This window comes from Duganella margarita (assembly GCF_009857535.1).
Classification (GTDB): domain Bacteria; phylum Pseudomonadota; class Gammaproteobacteria; order Burkholderiales; family Burkholderiaceae_D; genus Rugamonas; species Rugamonas margarita.
The window spans coordinates 18,769-33,609 of record NZ_WWCS01000006.1 but is presented as its reverse complement, the minus strand read 5'-3'; the positions used below and the strand labels follow the sequence as shown (position 1 = coordinate 33,609).

17 protein-coding genes and 1 pseudogene are annotated in these 14,841 nt (G+C 65.6%); 11 read left to right on the top strand and 7 right to left on the bottom strand.

The window, feature by feature from the left end; genetic code table 11:
* The 6 genes from nirK to GTP55_RS11075 all read left to right on the top strand — a co-directional run bounded on the left by nirK (position 1) and on the right by GTP55_RS11075 (position 5,812).
* On the top strand, positions 1–1,398 hold the full coding sequence (gene nirK / locus GTP55_RS11100; protein WP_161045003.1) for a copper-containing nitrite reductase: 1,398 nt from the start codon (positions 1–3) through the stop codon (positions 1,396–1,398).
* 2 nt (positions 1,399–1,400) lie between these two features.
* A complete protein-coding gene (locus tag GTP55_RS11095) occupies positions 1,401–2,168 on the top strand; it encodes a formylglycine-generating enzyme family protein (RefSeq protein WP_161045002.1) in 768 nt (255 codons plus the stop codon).
* Positions 2,165–2,794 (top strand): SCO family protein, encoded by a 630-nt coding sequence (locus GTP55_RS11090; protein ID WP_161045001.1) that lies wholly within the window; start codon positions 2,165–2,167, stop codon positions 2,792–2,794. The genes GTP55_RS11095 and GTP55_RS11090 overlap by 4 nt, the downstream gene beginning before the upstream one ends.
* Before the next feature lie 93 nt (positions 2,795–2,887).
* The gene (locus tag GTP55_RS11085; protein WP_161045000.1) at positions 2,888–4,927 is read left to right on the top strand and encodes a ribonucleoside triphosphate reductase; all 2,040 of its coding nucleotides are present in this window, start codon (positions 2,888–2,890) and stop codon (positions 4,925–4,927) included.
* Positions 4,924–5,091 (top strand): anaerobic ribonucleoside-triphosphate reductase, encoded by a 168-nt coding sequence (nrdD, locus tag GTP55_RS30035; RefSeq protein ID WP_161045254.1) that lies wholly within the window; start codon positions 4,924–4,926, stop codon positions 5,089–5,091. Before GTP55_RS11085 ends, nrdD begins: the two co-directional genes overlap by 4 nt.
* Positions 5,072–5,812, top strand: a complete 741-nt coding sequence (locus tag GTP55_RS11075) for an anaerobic ribonucleoside-triphosphate reductase activating protein (RefSeq protein WP_161044999.1) — start codon at positions 5,072–5,074, stop codon at positions 5,810–5,812. The genes nrdD and GTP55_RS11075 overlap by 20 nt, the downstream gene beginning before the upstream one ends.
* Here the strand turns inward: GTP55_RS11075 and ubiT are convergent.
* The 3 genes from ubiT to ubiU are packed head-to-tail and all read right to left on the bottom strand — an operon-like array spanning position 5,778 to position 8,201.
* Entirely contained in the window at positions 5,778–6,272 is a 495-nt protein-coding gene (ubiT, locus tag GTP55_RS11070) for a ubiquinone anaerobic biosynthesis accessory factor UbiT (RefSeq protein WP_161044998.1), read from the bottom strand. The genes GTP55_RS11075 and ubiT overlap by 35 nt on opposite strands.
* Positions 6,269–7,168, bottom strand: a complete 900-nt coding sequence (ubiV, locus tag GTP55_RS11065) for a ubiquinone anaerobic biosynthesis protein UbiV (protein ID WP_161044997.1) — start codon at positions 7,166–7,168, stop codon at positions 6,269–6,271. Before ubiV ends, ubiT begins: the two co-directional genes overlap by 4 nt.
* Before the next feature lie 13 nt (positions 7,169–7,181).
* The gene (ubiU, locus tag GTP55_RS11060) at positions 7,182–8,201 is read right to left on the bottom strand and encodes a ubiquinone anaerobic biosynthesis protein UbiU (RefSeq protein WP_161044996.1); all 1,020 of its coding nucleotides are present in this window, start codon (positions 8,199–8,201) and stop codon (positions 7,182–7,184) included.
* A 131-nt stretch (positions 8,202–8,332) separates the two neighbouring features.
* On the opposite strand from ubiU, the gene GTP55_RS11055 reads away from it, so the two are divergent.
* The 5 genes from GTP55_RS11055 to GTP55_RS11035 are packed head-to-tail and all read left to right on the top strand — an operon-like array spanning position 8,333 to position 11,497.
* Positions 8,333–8,791 carry a hemerythrin domain-containing protein gene (locus tag GTP55_RS11055; protein WP_161044995.1) on the top strand — a complete coding sequence of 153 codons (459 nt, stop codon included), beginning with the start codon at positions 8,333–8,335 and terminating at the stop codon, positions 8,789–8,791.
* Complete coding sequence (locus tag GTP55_RS11050; protein WP_229257875.1) at positions 8,788–9,012, top strand: DUF2249 domain-containing protein; 225 nt, start codon at positions 8,788–8,790, stop codon at positions 9,010–9,012. The genes GTP55_RS11055 and GTP55_RS11050 overlap by 4 nt, the downstream gene beginning before the upstream one ends.
* Positions 9,009–10,340: a permease gene (locus tag GTP55_RS11045; protein WP_161044993.1), complete on the top strand. Its 1,332-nt coding sequence runs from the start codon at positions 9,009–9,011 to the stop codon at positions 10,338–10,340. Before GTP55_RS11050 ends, GTP55_RS11045 begins: the two co-directional genes overlap by 4 nt.
* Positions 10,333–11,250 (top strand): PaaX family transcriptional regulator C-terminal domain-containing protein, encoded by a 918-nt coding sequence (locus tag GTP55_RS11040; protein ID WP_161044992.1) that lies wholly within the window; start codon positions 10,333–10,335, stop codon positions 11,248–11,250. The genes GTP55_RS11045 and GTP55_RS11040 overlap by 8 nt, the downstream gene beginning before the upstream one ends.
* A gap of 19 nt (positions 11,251–11,269) precedes the next feature.
* A complete protein-coding gene (locus tag GTP55_RS11035; protein WP_229257874.1) occupies positions 11,270–11,497 on the top strand; it encodes a hypothetical protein in 228 nt (75 codons plus the stop codon).
* On the opposite strand, the gene GTP55_RS11030 is transcribed toward GTP55_RS11035, so the two are convergent.
* From GTP55_RS11030 to GTP55_RS11020, 4 genes and pseudogenes are all read right to left on the bottom strand, one after another.
* Positions 11,478–12,614 carry a methyl-accepting chemotaxis protein gene (locus GTP55_RS11030; RefSeq protein ID WP_229257893.1) on the bottom strand — a complete coding sequence of 379 codons (1,137 nt, stop codon included), beginning with the start codon at positions 12,612–12,614 and terminating at the stop codon, positions 11,478–11,480. The genes GTP55_RS11035 and GTP55_RS11030 overlap by 20 nt on opposite strands.
* A 180-nt stretch (positions 12,615–12,794) precedes the next feature.
* A pseudogene (locus tag GTP55_RS29835) lies at positions 12,795–13,076 on the bottom strand (PAS domain-containing protein); the annotation flags it as partial.
* A gap of 92 nt (positions 13,077–13,168) precedes the next feature.
* Entirely contained in the window at positions 13,169–14,125 is a 957-nt protein-coding gene (locus GTP55_RS11025; protein WP_161044991.1) for an AEC family transporter, read from the bottom strand.
* Positions 14,126–14,158: 33 nt separating this feature from the next.
* Positions 14,159–14,794 carry a response regulator gene (locus GTP55_RS11020; RefSeq protein WP_229257873.1) on the bottom strand — a complete coding sequence of 212 codons (636 nt, stop codon included), beginning with the start codon at positions 14,792–14,794 and terminating at the stop codon, positions 14,159–14,161.
* Positions 14,795–14,841: the final 47 nt, after the last annotated feature.

Here is a 14,841-nt window from a genome sequence, read left to right as displayed (position 1 = left end):
ATGAAAACACAATTCAAGCTTGCCGCCGCCGGCGTCGCCGCCGCGCTGCTGGTCGTATCCCGGAGCTTCGCCGAACCTGCGCTGCCCGTGATCACGCAGGAGCTGGTCGCACCGCCCCTGCTGCCGCCGCAGATCACCCGCAAGTCGCCCGCCAGGGTGGTGGTCAATCTCACGGTGGAGGAAGTCGAGCGCGAAATCGCGCCCGGCACAAAATATACTTTCTGGACCTTCGGCGGCACGGTTCCCGGCAAGATGATCCGCGTGCGCGAAGGCGACACGGTTGAGCTGAATCTGCAAAACCTGCCCGACAACAAGCTGCCGCACAATATCGACCTGCACGCGGTGACCGGCCCCGGCGGCGGCGCCGCGCAGACCCTGATCGCGCCGGGCAATGAGGCCAGCTTCACCTTCAAGGCGCTCAATCCCGGCCTGTACGTCTACCACTGCGCCACCGCGCCGGTCGGCATGCATGTGGCCAACGGCATGTACGGCATGATACTGGTCGAGCCCAAGGAGGGCATGTCCAGGGTCGACAAGGAATACTACGTGATGCAGGGCGACTTCTATACCTCCGGCGGCTACCGCGCCCCCGGCCTGCAATCGTTCGACCAGCAGAAGGCCATCGACGAGAAGCCGACCTATGTGCTGTTCAACGGCGCTGACGGCGCGCTCACCGGCGCCAATGCGCTGACCGCCAGGACCAACGACAAGGTGCGCCTGTTCTTCGGCGTCGGCGGACCGAATATCACCTCCAGCTTCCACATCATCGGCGCGATCTTCGACAAGGTCTACTTCGAAGGCGGCACCAGGTTCCAGGAGCAGGTGCAGACCACCATGGTGCCGGCCGGCGGTTCGGCCATCGTCGAATTCACGCCCAAGGTGCCGGGCAACCTGACGCTGGTGGACCACTCGCTGACCCGCGCCTTCAACAAGGGCGCCATCGGCCTGCTGACGGTGAGCGGCGCCGACAACCCCGCCATCTACGGCAGGGGCGTCAAGAAGCCGCTGCCCGGCGCGCAGGCCTCGGCGTCGCCCGCCAGGGCGCCTGCGCCCGCGGTGCCGGCGGTCGCGGGCCAGCAACTGCGCGGCAAGACGGTGTACGACAGCACCTGCGCAGTATGCCACCAGGACAAGGGCCAGGGCGTGCCCGGCGTGTTCCCGCCACTGGCCCGGTCGGACTTCTTCAAGGAGCGTCCATACGAGATGGCGCACATCGTGCTGCATGGCCGCAGCGGCGAAATCGTCGTCAATGGCGAGCACTACAACGGCGTGATGCCGCCGCAGGAGCTGAACGACGAAGATGTGGCGGCGGTGATCAACTACGTCAGCGTCGCCATGAACGAAGGCAAGCCGGTGGTTACGCCAACCCAGGTGGCCGAAATGCGTAAGGCGAGGTAACCGTGAAAGCGCCGGTACTTGCGCTGCTGGCCGCCGTCGCCTGCGGCGCTGGCGGCACCGAATATCGCCTGATCGCGGGCGGCACGCTGCGCAGCGTGCTGCCGGCGGACGGCGTGGCGGCCGAAGCGCAGGTGGCGCCATTCCAGCTACGCAGCCGCCTGGTGACCAACCGCGAGTTCAAGGCCTTCCTGCAAACTTCGCCGTCCTGGCGGCGCTTTCAGGCGCCGTCGCTGTTTGCGGCGCCCGGCTACCTGTCGGGTCTCGACAGCGCCGACGACGAGGCGCCGGTGGTGCAGGTCAGCTGGTACGCGGCGCAGGCCTACTGTGCTGCGGAACAGGCCCGCCTGCCGCGCTGGTACGAATGGGAGTTCGCCGCCGCCGCCGACGCCACCCGCGCCGACGCCCGCGACGACGACGCCTGGCTGTCCACCATCCTGCGCTGGTATGCCGACGCCGGCAAAGCCCCGCCCGGGCGCGTCGCCGCCACGCCGGCCAACTACTACGGCCTGCACGACATGCACGGCCTGGCGTGGGAATGGGTGGAGGACTACAGCGGCCTGTTCGTCAACGCCGACAGCCGCGCCACCGGCGAGAAAAAGCAACTCGACTTCTGCGGCGGCGCCGCCGTCAACCTCTCCGACCGCCGCAACTACGCGGTGCTGATGCGCCTCGCCCTGCTCTCCGCCATGGAGGCGCGCCAGGGCGGCGCCAACCTGGGATTTCGCTGCGCGCGCGATCCCGCCCCCAACCAACAAGGAGATTCACCATGAAGCGCACCGCCATCGCTTTGGCCATGTTTTCCGCCGTGCTGCTGGCGTCGGGCCGCACCGGCGCGCAGGTGCATGATCACGCTCCGCACGCGCTTGCCGTCCATGCCGCGGCGCCGACGGCCGCACTGCCGGCGACGTCGCTGTATCAGCTGGCGACGCCGCTCACCGACGCCGCCGGCCGGCGGTTCACCCTGGGCGAGCTGGCCGGCCAGCCGCTGCTGGTCACGATGTTCTACGGCGACTGCCATTCCGCCTGCCCGGTCGTCATCGAAACGCTCAAGCGCACCATCGGCGCGCTCGGACCGGACGGCCAGCGCCTGCACGTCCTGCTGGTCAGCCTTGATCCGAAGCGCGATACACCCGGCTCGCTGGCGATGATGGCGCGGATGCAGCAACTCGACCCCGCCCAGTACCGGTTGGCCGTCGCCGGCAACGACAGCGACACCCGCACGCTGGCCGCCGCGCTCAACATCCGCTACCGCCCGCTGGACAACGGAGAAATCAGCCACACCACCCGCCTCGCGCTGCTCAACACGGACGGCAGCGTGCAGGCGGACAGCACCCGGCTGGCGGTCGATCCCGACCCCGATTTCGTGCGACAAATCGCCCGCTCCTTAAAAAGATAAGTCAGATCAAGAAATCAACAAATAGTGCTGCCGCCCGCAAAACACACCATATATAGTAGACGAACAATCAAATCAACTAGATATGGGGCGGATATGGATGCACTGTTTCACACCACGATCATCAAGCGCGACGGGGCCGGACAGACCTTCAACCTGGTCAAGATCGAAAGCGCGCTGCTGCGCGCCGGTCGCGCCAGCGGCGAATTCGACACCGACAAGGCGCAGCAACTCACCCAGGCAGTGCTGCTGCACCTGTCGTCGCTGCCGCCAGGCGATAACCTTACCGTTGAACTGGTGCAGGACACCGTGGAGCGTGTGCTCTACGACGCCGGCTACCGCCACACGCTGCGCCGCTACGTGGTCTACCGCGAGCAGCACGCCGCGCTGCGCCAGGACAGGCACTCGCTGGTCGATGTCGCCTCGTCGATCAACGAATACCTGGAGCGCCAGGACTGGCGCGTCAACGCCAACGCCAACCAAGGCTACTCGCTGGGCGGCCTGATACTCAACGTCTCCGGCAAGGTCATCGCCAACTACTGGCTCAATCACGTCTACCCGCCGGAAATCGGCCGCGCCCACCGCGACGCCGAGTTGCACATCCACGATCTCGACATGCTGGCCGGCTACTGCGCCGGCTGGTCGCTGCGCACGCTGCTCAACGAAGGCCTGAACGGCGTGCCGGGCAAGGTGGAATCGAGCCCGCCGCGCCATATGTCGAGCGCCATCGGCCAGATCGTCAACTTCCTCGGCACCCTGCAGAATGAATGGGCCGGCGCCCAGGCCTTCAGTTCCTTCGATACCTACATGGCGCCCTTCGTCCGCAAGGACCGGCTGCGCTACGACGAAGTCAAACAGTACATGCAGGAGCTGATCTACAACCTCAATGTGCCGTCGCGCTGGGGCACGCAAACCCCATTCACCAACCTGACCTTCGACTGGGTCTGCCCGGAGGACCTGCGCCCGCAGATCCCGCACGTGGCCGGCGAGGAGATGCCGTTCACCTACGGCGACCTGCAGGACGAGATGGACATGATCAACCGCGCCTACATCGAGATCATGATGACCGGCGACGCCAAGGGCCGCGCCTTCACCTTCCCGATCCCGACCTACAACATCACCGAGGACTTCGCGTGGGACAGCCCGAATGCCGAGCTGCTGTTCGAGATGACCGCCCGCTACGGCCTGCCCTACTTCCAGAACTTCATCAACTCCGAGCTGAAGCCGAACATGATCCGCTCCATGTGCTGCCGTTTGCAGCTGGACCTGCGCGAGCTGCTCAAGCGCGGCAATGGCCTGTTTGGCTCGGCCGAACAAACCGGATCGCTGGGCGTGGTGACGATCAACTGCGCGCGCCTCGGCTACCTGCACCGCAATGACGAGGCAGGACTGATGGCCGCGCTGGACCGCTTGCTGGAACTGGGCCGCGACAGTCTGGAGATCAAGCGCAAGGTGATCCAGCGCCATATGGACAATGGCCTGTTCCCGTACACTAAACGCTATCTCGGCACGCTGCGCAACCACTTCTCCACCCTGGGGGTGAACGGCATCAATGAGATGATCCGCAACTTCGATCCGGCCGGACAGCATGACATCACCACGCCATGGGGCCGCGCGTTTGCACTGCGCCTGCTGGACCATGTGCGCGCGCGCATGCTCGAATTCCAGGAGCAGACCGGCCATATGTATAACCTGGAGGCCACGCCGGCCGAAGGCACGACCTACCGCTTCGCCAAGGAGGACCGCAAGCGCTACCCCAACATCCTGCAGGCCGGCACGCCGCAGCAGCCCTACTACACCAACTCGTCGCAGCTGCCGGTCGGCTACACCGACGATCCGTTCGAGGCGCTGGAACAGCAGGACGCGCTGCAACGCAAATACACCGGCGGCACCGTGCTGCACCTGTACCTGACCGAGGCGCTGTCCAGCGCCGCCGCCTGCCGCACGCTGGTGCGCCGCGCGCTGGGGCGCTTCGGCCTGCCCTACATCACGGTCACGCCGACGTTCTCGATCTGCCCGACACACGGCTACCTGACCGGCAGCTACGAATTCTGCCCCAAGTGCGACGCCGAGATCATCGCCCGCAAACAAGCCGCTCTTCAACCAACCGCAAAGGAAACGCCATGCAAAGTATGACCCCTTCCACCATCGCGCTCGACGACTCGGAACGCCAGCGTTGCGAAATCTGGACCCGCGTGATGGGCTACCACCGTCCGGTTTCGTCGTTCAACATCGGCAAGCAGGGCGAATTCAACGAACGCACATTCTTCCGTGAGCCTCATGCGCAAGCTGCTTCTTAAAGAGGAAGGCCGCCTGTTGCGCGTGGGCGGCTATACGCCGTTCAGCGCCACCGAATATCCCGGCCTGCTATCGGCCGTGGTGTTCGTGCAGGGATGTCCTTGGCGCTGCGGCTATTGCCATAACACGCATCTGCAGCAGCGCACGCGCGACAATCCCAATGCCTGGAAGGGCATCGTCACCCGGCTGGAACGGCGCGCCGGCATGCTAGACGCCGTGGTGTTCTGTGGCGGCGAAGCCACCATGGACCCGGCGCTGGGCGAGGCCATGGCGCAGGTGCGCGCGATGGGCTTCAAGATCGGTCTGGAAACGGCGTGCATTTACCCGGCGCGCCTGAAAAGCGTGCTGCCGCTGGTCGACTGGGTCGGTTTCGACGTCAAGACCACGTTTGAGCGCTACGCCGACGTCACCGGCGTCGCCGGCAGCGGCGGGCCGGTGCACGACGGCGTGGCCGCCATCCTTGCCAGCGGCGTCGATTACGAGTGCCGCACCACCGTGCATCCGGCCCATCTGTCGCCGGCGATGCTGGTAGAACTGGCGCAGACGCTATCCTTCATGGGCGTGCGCAATTACGCCCTGCAGGAATTCCGCGCCACCGGCTGCGCCGATGAGACGTTGGTGGCGCGCGCCTTCCCCGGTTATCCGCAGGAAGACGTGGTGGCCGAGATCGCGCCGCTGTTCGACAACTTCAGCGTGCGGCGCCCCGGCCAGGCAACAGGCTGAAAACCCGCGCCAGGGCCTGCCGACCCAATTCCGTCACCGGCAGTTCCATCGCATCGAGGGTATTCTTCACCAGCAGTCCGAGCTCCGTATCGCCTTCCATCCGCAGGCGGCGAGAGAAGAACAGCGTGTCCGGGTCCTGCTCGCGTCTGGCGAGTGCCACGAAGTCGCGCGCGCAGGCGCCGATTTCCAGATCCGGGACGCCGCTGCGGTGCAGCGCCGCGAAGCCGTCGCCGCGCCAGGTGAAGTCGAACGCCACGCCGGCGTCGGTGACGCGCCCCCGCAGGTGCCGCCCTGCCAGGCCAGCGCGCACGTCGTCCGGAAGATGCGGCTTGAGCACCAGATTGAGCGCGGCCACGCACAGCAGCGATCCGGGATAGGCCGGCAGACGCTGGCCCAGCGCCGCCGCCAGAGCAGGCAGAGGCTGGGCGGCGCCGTAATGATTTTGTGCGACAGGGTTCATGCTGCGTTCTCCATGCTGTATTCAAGTCCGGGCTTGCCGTACCAGTAGCCATTGCAGGCCGCGGACGGCAGCAGCGGCGAGATCGCCTGCGCGGCCTGGCGCGGCGCCAGCGCGCCGGTGCGCGCGGCGTCAAAGGCGGCGATGATCTGTTTCATATGGGTCGACTGTGGACTGAGGCGCGCCACGTCCACGCCCAGTTCCGCCATCTGCCGCATCTCCGCCGCCAGGTTATACACCAGTGCCGACTGGCTCTGGATGCCGTTCAGCACCAGGAACTGCTGCTTTTCGCGCGTCTGCATCATCATGCCATCCGGATGGTCGATGCAGCTGAAGCGACAGTCGTCCTTCGGCAGGTTGCGGTTGCGCGCCGTGAAGCAGCGCGCCGAAAACGCCAGCGGCATGCGGCCGAACGCAAATACCTCGGTCTCCATGCCGGTAGGCCGTTCGCGCTGCATATGCGCCAGTCCCGCGCGGCCCATCTCCAGCGGCATGATCCAGCGCTTCGCGCCCAGCCCATGCAATAGCGACAGCGTCGGCGGGTTGTAGACGTTGAGGTGCGGGCCGGCGATGAACGTCTGCCCTTCCAGCAAGTGCACCGCGCCCATATCGTTGGCCTCGACCTGGAAGCGGCCGTTGGCCACCAGCTTGCGCTGGGCGCCGACATCCGCGCTCGATTCGATCAGCGCCAGCGTCGACATGACCACTTCCTTGCCGCGGCCCTGCAGCAGCTCGGCGACAGCCAGCCAGTCGGCGGCGCGCAGCTCGTGGCGGCGCGAACACACGGTCTCGCCGAGGTAAACGATATCCACCGCGCTGTCCGCGATGTCCTCATAAAATTCCATGACCTTGGCGCGCGGCCAGTAATACAGCAGCGGCCCGAGGGCGAGTTTGAGCATGACTTCTCCGATGTTATTTCCACGCGCGGTGATACGCGCCCAGTGTGTGCTGCTGGCCTTCGGCCAGCGTATTGAGTTCCGCCATCCAGGCCGGCTTGACCGAGTAGCGCGCCGTATTGCGCAGGCAGTCGTCCAGCGCCGCGCGCCACACGCGCGTGACCTGCGACACATAGGCCGGGCTGCGCTGACGGCCCTCGATCTTCACCGCCCGCACGCCCATCTCCAGCAGCTGCGGCAGCAGTTCCAGCGTATTCAGGCTGGTGGGTTCCTCGATGGCGTAATAGGTTTCGTCCTCCACCTCAAAGCGACCCTTGCACAGCGTCGGATAACTCGCGTTTTCCTGCGGCGTGTAGCGGTCAATCATCACGCCGTTCAGGCGCGATTCCAGCCCGCGCGGGTTCTGCTGCCAGCGCACCGCCCTGGCCGGCGAGCAGACGCCGTGGGTGTTCGGCGATTCGCCCGTCACGTAGGACGACAGCTGGCAGCGCCCCTCGACCATCACGCACAGGCTGCCGAAGCCGAACACCTCGACTTCCACCGAAGTGTTCTTCACCACGTGTTCCACCTGCGCCAGCGACAGCACGCGCGGCAGCACCGCGCGCGCCACGCCAAACTGCTTCTGGTAGAAGTTGATGGCCTCCGCATTGGTGGCCGAGCCTTGTACCGACAGGTGCAGGCGCAGGTCCGGATAGTGGTCGGCGGCGTAGCGCATCAGGCCCGGATCGGCCAGGATCACCGCATCCACGCCGGCTTTGGCGGCGCGGTCGATGGCGCTTTGCCACAGCGCCGTGTTGTCGGGCTGCGGATAGGTGTTCAGCGCCAGCAGCACCTTGCGGCCATGGTCATGGGCGTAGCCGATGCCGGTGCGGATGGCCGCATCGTCGAAATTCAGGCCGGCGAAATTGCGCGCGTTGGTGGCGTCGCGAAAGCCGAGATAGACGCAGTCGGCGCCCAGGTCGATGGCGTTCTTCAGCGCCGGCAGGCTGCCGGCCGGGCATACCAGTTCAATGGGGGGAGAGTCGGATTGATTCATATGGTTTGGATGGCTAACAGAGGCGGACGAACTGTATCGCTTCGTGATCCCGGAAATCCTTGATGTGAATCAAAGAATTTGACCTTTACCGGGTGGGACAATGTGCGCACGCTTAATGAAGGACAAACAAGATGGAAAAGATCGCCACCTATCTCGATCACGATCACCGCCGCTGCGACGATCAATACGCCATGGCGGAATCGGAAGTCATCCTGCGCCACTGGGATGCCGCCACCACCAATTTCAGCGCCTTCCTGGCCATGTTCGGCCGTCACCTGGACAAGGAAGAACGGGTGCTGTTCCCGCGCCTCGACCATGCGCTGGGCAATGGCTACGGCCCCACGGTGGTGATGCGCGCCGAGCACCGCCAGATGCGCGAGATGCTCCGCGAGATGCAGGCCGCCATCGCGCGCCACGACTGCGACGGCTTCTTCGACCAGGCCGACATGCTGCGCCTGCTGATGCGCCAGCATAATCTGAAGGAAGAAGGCATTCTTTATCCGCAGGCCGATTTCGTGCTGGCGCAGCAGGCCGACGAGGTGCTGGCCTGCATGGAGCAGCTGGAACAGGCCGAATGGAGCGTCGCATGAGCGCCGTGCTCGATGTCGGCGGACTGGAGCCGCCGGAGCCGATGGTGCGCATCCTCGAAGCGCTCGATACGCTCGGCCCCGACGAAAAGCTGCGCGTGTTGATCGACCGCGAACCGGTGCCGCTGTACAGCATCCTGCAGCGCAACGGCTACGGTCACCGCACCACCGCGCAGCAGGACCACCGCTACGAAGTGCTGATCTGGCTCGTGCCCGGCGCATGAAACCTGTCGATGCGCCTCAGCGGGCCCTTTCTTTCGGCGACCATCCGCCGCTGTCGCTGCCGCTACGCTTTTTCCTCAGCGCGCCGTTGTTCGCGGCGCTGGCCGCAGGCTTGCTCGCGTGGCACGGGGCGCCGGCGCTGCTGACCCGCTGGTCGCCGCAGACGCTGGCCGTCACCCACCTGCTGGTGCTGGGATGCCTGAGCATGACGATGATCGGCGCGCTGCTGCAACTGCTGCCGGTGGTGGCGGGCATTCAGGTGCCGCGCGCCGCCCGGGTCGGCGCCGTAGTGCACGCCTGCCTGTGCGCCGGCACGCTGGTGCTGGCCTGCGCCTTCTGGCAGGACAGCCCGGCCCTGTTCCGGGTGGCGATGGCGCTGCTGCTGGGCGGCCTGCTGCTGTTTGTGGGTGCCTGTACGGTGGCCATGTGGCAGTACCACCTGCCAGGTTCCGGCGCGGTGGTGGCCGGCATCCGCCTGGCGCTGGCGGCGCTGGTGCTGACCATGACGCTGGGCGGCATGCTGGCAAGCGCGTTCGCCTGGCCCGGCCTGATCCAGCTGCCGTTGCAGCGCCTGACCGACCTGCACGCCATGTGGGGCATGCTGGGCTGGGCGGGCCTGCTGGTGATCGCCATCGCCTTCCAGGTGGCGCCGATGTTCATGCTCACCGCGCCCTATCCCCGCCACCTGACCGGCGCCTACGCCACCTGGATGTTCCTGCTACTGGGCGCAGTGTCGCTGTCGGGCGGCTGGAGCGGTCGCGGCGCGCTGCTGCACACGACCTGCGCCTTCCTGCTGGCGGCCGGCTACGCACTGTTCGGCGCCACCACGCTGCACCTGCTGGCGCGCCGCAAGCGCCCGCGCGCCGACCCGACCACGCTTTACTGGTGTACCGCCATGGCCAGCCTGCTGGCGGCGATCGGCCTGTGGGCATGGCCGTCGGCGGCATCCGGCGCCACGCCGCTGGCGGTCGGCGTGCTGCTGGTCGCCGGCTTCGCGCTGTCGGCCGTCTGCGGCATGCTGTACAAGATCGTCCCTTTTCTCACCTGGTACCACCTGCAGCAACTACGGGAGACCAGTGGCCGCAAGCCGCCCAGCATCAGCCAGATCATTCCCGAGCGGCACGCGCAATGGCAGTTCGGCGCGCATGCCGCCGGCCTGCTGCTGTTGCTGGCCGCCTGCTACCAACCGGCGCTGGCGCGCCCGGCCGCGGCACTGATGTGCGCCGCCTGCCTGGCGCTCTGGCTCAATCTCGGCCGCGCCGTGCGCCTGTACCGCCAGTCGCGCAACGCGCCTAACCAGCATCTCTCCGTCCCCCACTATCATGAATAGCCAATTCCACATCGACGCCGTCCTGCGCCAGGCCAAACCGCGCCTGAGCACCCTGCTCAAACTGATGTTCAGCGAGGCGCAGGCGTTCGGCCAGAAGACCCAATGGCTGGGCAGCGTCATCGCCCTGCTCGAACCGCTCGGCTTTCAGGAGCGCACCATCCGCACCGCCCTGTTCCGGCTGGCCGAGGCCAAATTGATCAAGATCGAGCGCCATGGCCGCCGCAGCCTGTGCATGCTGGCGCCGTCAACGGCGGCCGTCATCCAGGCTGCGCGCCAGCGTCTCAACATCCCGGCCGCGCGCAACTTCGGCGAAGACTGGAGCATGCTGGTGCACAGCGGCGGCTTCAGCGCCGCACGTTACGCCAGCGCGCGCAAGCAGCTGCTGGATCTGGACTACTGCGTGCTGGCGCCCAACATCATGGCGCGGCCGGCGTCCTACGCGCGTGGCGTGCAGTGCGGCGAAGACCACGGCCTGGCGCTGTTTGAAGTGAGCGGCAGCCAGCTGGCAGCGGCCGTGCGCCAGCCGCTGTTCGGCAAGATGGACTGGGACCTGGAGACGCCGAAGGAACTGTACGAACAGTTCCAGCAGCGCTTCCTGCCGCTGCGCGCACTGCTGGGCAAGCGAGCCGCGCTCACCGACCAGCAGGCCTACATGGTGCGCCTGCTGGTCAGCCACGGCTACCAGCACAGCCGCCGCAGCGATCCGCTGCTGCCCCAGGAGCTGCTGCCGCAAGACTGGCCGGCGATGGCCGCCTACCAGACCTATGTCGCGCTGTACGCAGGATGCGCGGCGCAGGCGCGCCGCCACATCCTCAAGATCACTGAAACGCCGGCGCTGGAACAGCCAGTCATTGCAGCGCCACCGACCCGGCAAACGATGCGCCGGTCCAGCGTGTACATGACTGCTTAATCATCGAAAGAGAATCAAGATGGAACTGGAAATGGCACAGGATTACTACAACGGTCCGACGTTGAGCGTGACCGTTAACCGCGAGGGTGCACGCGTGCACCGCCTGATCGATGACACCAACTACCCCACCCGCGCCAAGAAGCTGTGCATCCGCCGCGATCCGATGGTGGAGGCCTTGTTCGGCGCCGCCGCCGAACATCCGTCACAGGCGGCGCCGGCCCGCAAGATCAAGGCCGGGCGACGCTGACCGCATCCCGGGAACAGGCTTCTGCAGCCTGTCCCTGCCGCTGTACGGCAACCGGCGTCTCCGCCTGCTGGCGGCGCGCATCGAGGCGCAGCACATTCGACGCAGCGGCAACGGCCACCAGTTTGAACTGGCCGATCAAGCCGGCAAGTTGCGCCGCCTGCTGCTGCATGCGGCGCGCGGCCAGCTCCGCCTCTTGCACCACCACCGCATTCTGCTGGTTGATGGCGTCGATGTGCGCCACCGCCTGATCGATCTGCGCAATGCCGCTGCTCTGCTCCTTGCTGGCATTGCTGATGTCGCCCATATACTGCGCCACCTTCCCCACCGAGGCCACAATGCCGGCCATGATGCGGCCCGCATCGGCGGCCTGGCGGCTGCCGCTTTCCACTTCGCTGACCGAATGGGTGATCAGCTGGGTGATCTCGCGCGCCGCCGTCGCCGAACGCTGGGCCAGATTGCGCACTTCCGTGGCGACCACCGCAAAGCCGCGCCCCTGTTCACCGGCGCGCGCCGCCTCCACGGCGGCATTCAACGCCAGGATATTGGTCTGGAAGGCGATGCTGTCGATCACCGTAATGATGTCGGCAATGCGGGTGGAGCTGGCGCGGATCGATTCCATGGTGTGCACCACGGCGTCGACGGCGGCGCCGCCTTGGCCCGCCACGCGGGCCGCCGCCAGCGCCAGTTCGTTGGCGTCGTGCGCGGCGTCGGCGTTCTGGCGCACGGTGCTGGTCATCTGCTTCATCGCCGCGGCGGTCTGTTCCAGCGAACTGGATTGACCTTCGGTGCGCGCGGACAGGTCGGCATTGCCATGCGCGATATGGTCGGCGCCGGCGTTGACCACGCTGCCGGCCTCCTTGATCTGGCCGACCAGCGATTTCAGGTTGGTCTGCAGGATGCGCAGCGCGTGCTGCATCTCCATCGCCTCGCTGCTGCCGTGCGTGGCAATGCGGGCCGTGAGGTCGCCGCCGCTCATCTGCGCCAGGTGTGCACGCATGTCGTTGAGCGGCCGGATCGCGGTTTTGCGCAGCAGCATCCACGCCGCCAGCGCCAACGCCATGTCCACCGCCGTCATCGCCGGCGATATCAGTGCCGCCGGCATCAGGGCGATTATCAAAAGGAATAGCGCATTTAACTGGAACGACAGCGATATACTCCGTTTTTCCGGAAAGCGCAGATGATCCGTATTATAAAGACGCTGCGCGGACTCGATTTGCTCCCGCGACGGCTTTACCCGCACCGAGGTATAGCCGACGACCCGGCCATTTTCCAGATACGGCGCGGCATTCGCCTCGACCCAGTAGAAATCGCCATTCTTGCAGCGGTTCTTGACGAGTCCGGTCCATGCCCTGCCCGCCTTCAGCGCACGCCACATATCGGCGAACGCGGCCGCTGGCATGTCCGGGTGGCGCAGGATATTCTGCGGTGCGCCGAGCAGCTCCTCCTCGGCATAGCCGCTGATCTTGATAAAATCTCTATTTACATAAGTAATATTTCCCTGGAGATCAGTTTTTGAAACAATCGTCTCGCAGGCATCCAGAACATATTCCACATTACTAATTGGCAGGTTTAACCGCATAATCACTTTCAGCATAAAATCCGCCGGCAATTATATAGTCACCGCAACAACAACAATTAATAAATATTTATCTTATTCCATTTTGATTTAGGTCAATGCGGCGTCACCAGCCACATCCACCCGCTGAGCGTGAAGAACGACGCCACCATGCAGATCAGCAGCGCGGTGGCGCTGCGGTCGGCCTCGCCGTAAGCCTGGGCCAGGATCGGATAGATGCTCAGCATCGGCATGGCCGCCATCAGCAGCGCCGCGGCGCGCAGTTCGGGACTCATCGGCGCCACGCCCAGCAACGGCAGCAGCAGCGATGAGATCAGCAACACCGCTAGCGGGTGACCAATCAGCTTACCCGCCACCAGCGGCACCACGCGCTGCCAGCCGGCGCTCAGCGACAGTCCGACCAGCATGCCGCCGATGGCAAACAGCGACAAGCCGCCGCTGGCCTGGGCAAACAGGTTCACGCTGCGCACCACCGGCTGCGGCAGCGGAATCTGCGCCACGCTGATGACCAGCCCGGCCGTCACCGACATCACCAGCGGATTTTTCATCAGCCGCCGCGCCGACTGGCGCATCACCTGATGCCAGGCACCGCCGCCACCGCTCTTGCCGTGTTCTGCCATCGCCAGCAGCAGCGGCAGCATCACCAGGTTTTCGACGATCACATTCAGGCCCAGCGCCACGCCCGCCACCGGCGCCACCATCAGCATCAAAATCGGAAAGCCGATGAAGCTGCTGTTGGAGCACGACACGCCCATCGCCAGGAAGGTGCTGCGGACCAGGTTCAGGCCCAACAGCTGGCGGCCGATCACAAACGCCAGCGTCAGCATCAGCAGCGAGCCGAACAGATAGGACAGCAGATAGCCGGGATGCAGAATGTCGCTGATATGGCGCTGCGCCAGCGCATTGAAGATCAATGCCGGCAGCGCCAGGTTGAAGACGAATTTGCCGAATACCTGCATATCGGCGCGGGCAAACAGCCCGCTGCGGGTGGCGAGATAACCGGCGAGAACGACCAGATAGATGGGACAGGTGATGGCGAGGATTTCAAGCATAAGCCGCGTAGCATATCACCTCCGCGCGGCGGGCTAGGCCTCCCAGTAACCCCGGCGCATGGCGATCATCACCGCGTGGGTGCGGTCGCGGGCGTCGAGTTTTTGCAGGATGGTTTTCATGTGGGCCTTGATGGTGTCCTCGCTCAGGCCCAGCTGGGTGCCGGCGCGCTGGTTGGAGTTGCCGTCGGCGATCACGCGCAGCACCTGGATCTCGCGCTTGCTCAGCGTATCCTGCTGGAAGCTGCTGGCCAGGCTGCAGGCCAGCTGCGGCGCCAGCTGCTGCTGGCCGGCGTGCACCGACAGGATGTAGTGGCTCAACTCGGTGCGCGCCATGTTCTTCAGGATGTAGCCGCTGGCGCCGGCCTTCAGTCCACGCGCCACCTGCACCTCGCCGCCATACGTCGTCAAGATGATGATGCGGGCCTGGGGATTGATGTCGCGGATGGCAATGGTGGCGTCGATGCCGTTCAGGCCCGGCATCTGCAAATCCATCAGCGTGACGTCAGGCCGGAAGCGCTGATATAGCTCCAGAGCAAGATCGCCGTCGCAGGCCTCGGCTACCACCGCAAAGCGCGGATCGGCCGACAGCACCGCCGCGATGCCGCTGCGCAGCAAGGGATGATCGTCGGCGATCATCACACTGATTATTCCACTGCTTCTGTTGTTCATCGCCGCCCTCCTGAATTGACACGCGCGAGACTAGCACCGGCCGGGGA

What these genes read in the sequence shown, in the direction of transcription:
- nirK (WP_161045003.1), top strand. Translation starts at nt 1, where the DNA reads ATGAAAACACAATTCAAGCTTGCCGCCGCCGGCGTCGCCGCCGCGCTG.
- GTP55_RS11090 (WP_161045001.1), top strand. Translation starts at nt 2,165, where the DNA reads ATGAAGCGCACCGCCATCGCTTTGGCCATGTTTTCCGCCGTGCTGCTG.
- GTP55_RS11085 (WP_161045000.1), top strand. Translation starts at nt 2,888, where the DNA reads ATGGATGCACTGTTTCACACCACGATCATCAAGCGCGACGGGGCCGGA.
- nrdD (WP_161045254.1), top strand. Translation starts at nt 4,924, where the DNA reads ATGACCCCTTCCACCATCGCGCTCGACGACTCGGAACGCCAGCGTTGC.
- GTP55_RS11075 (WP_161044999.1), top strand. Translation starts at nt 5,072, where the DNA reads ATGCGCAAGCTGCTTCTTAAAGAGGAAGGCCGCCTGTTGCGCGTGGGC.
- ubiT (WP_161044998.1), bottom strand. Translation starts at nt 6,272, where the DNA reads ATGAACCCTGTCGCACAAAATCATTACGGCGCCGCCCAGCCTCTGCCT.
- ubiV (WP_161044997.1), bottom strand. Translation starts at nt 7,168, where the DNA reads ATGCTCAAACTCGCCCTCGGGCCGCTGCTGTATTACTGGCCGCGCGCC.
- ubiU (WP_161044996.1), bottom strand. Translation starts at nt 8,201, where the DNA reads ATGAATCAATCCGACTCTCCCCCCATTGAACTGGTATGCCCGGCCGGC.
- GTP55_RS11055 (WP_161044995.1), top strand. Translation starts at nt 8,333, where the DNA reads ATGGAAAAGATCGCCACCTATCTCGATCACGATCACCGCCGCTGCGAC.
- GTP55_RS11050 (WP_229257875.1), top strand. Translation starts at nt 8,788, where the DNA reads ATGAGCGCCGTGCTCGATGTCGGCGGACTGGAGCCGCCGGAGCCGATG.
- GTP55_RS11045 (WP_161044993.1), top strand. Translation starts at nt 9,009, where the DNA reads ATGAAACCTGTCGATGCGCCTCAGCGGGCCCTTTCTTTCGGCGACCAT.
- GTP55_RS11040 (WP_161044992.1), top strand. Translation starts at nt 10,333, where the DNA reads ATGAATAGCCAATTCCACATCGACGCCGTCCTGCGCCAGGCCAAACCG.
- GTP55_RS11035 (WP_229257874.1), top strand. Translation starts at nt 11,270, where the DNA reads ATGGAACTGGAAATGGCACAGGATTACTACAACGGTCCGACGTTGAGC.
- GTP55_RS11025 (WP_161044991.1), bottom strand. Translation starts at nt 14,125, where the DNA reads ATGCTTGAAATCCTCGCCATCACCTGTCCCATCTATCTGGTCGTTCTC.
- GTP55_RS11020 (WP_229257873.1), bottom strand. Translation starts at nt 14,794, where the DNA reads ATGAACAACAGAAGCAGTGGAATAATCAGTGTGATGATCGCCGACGAT.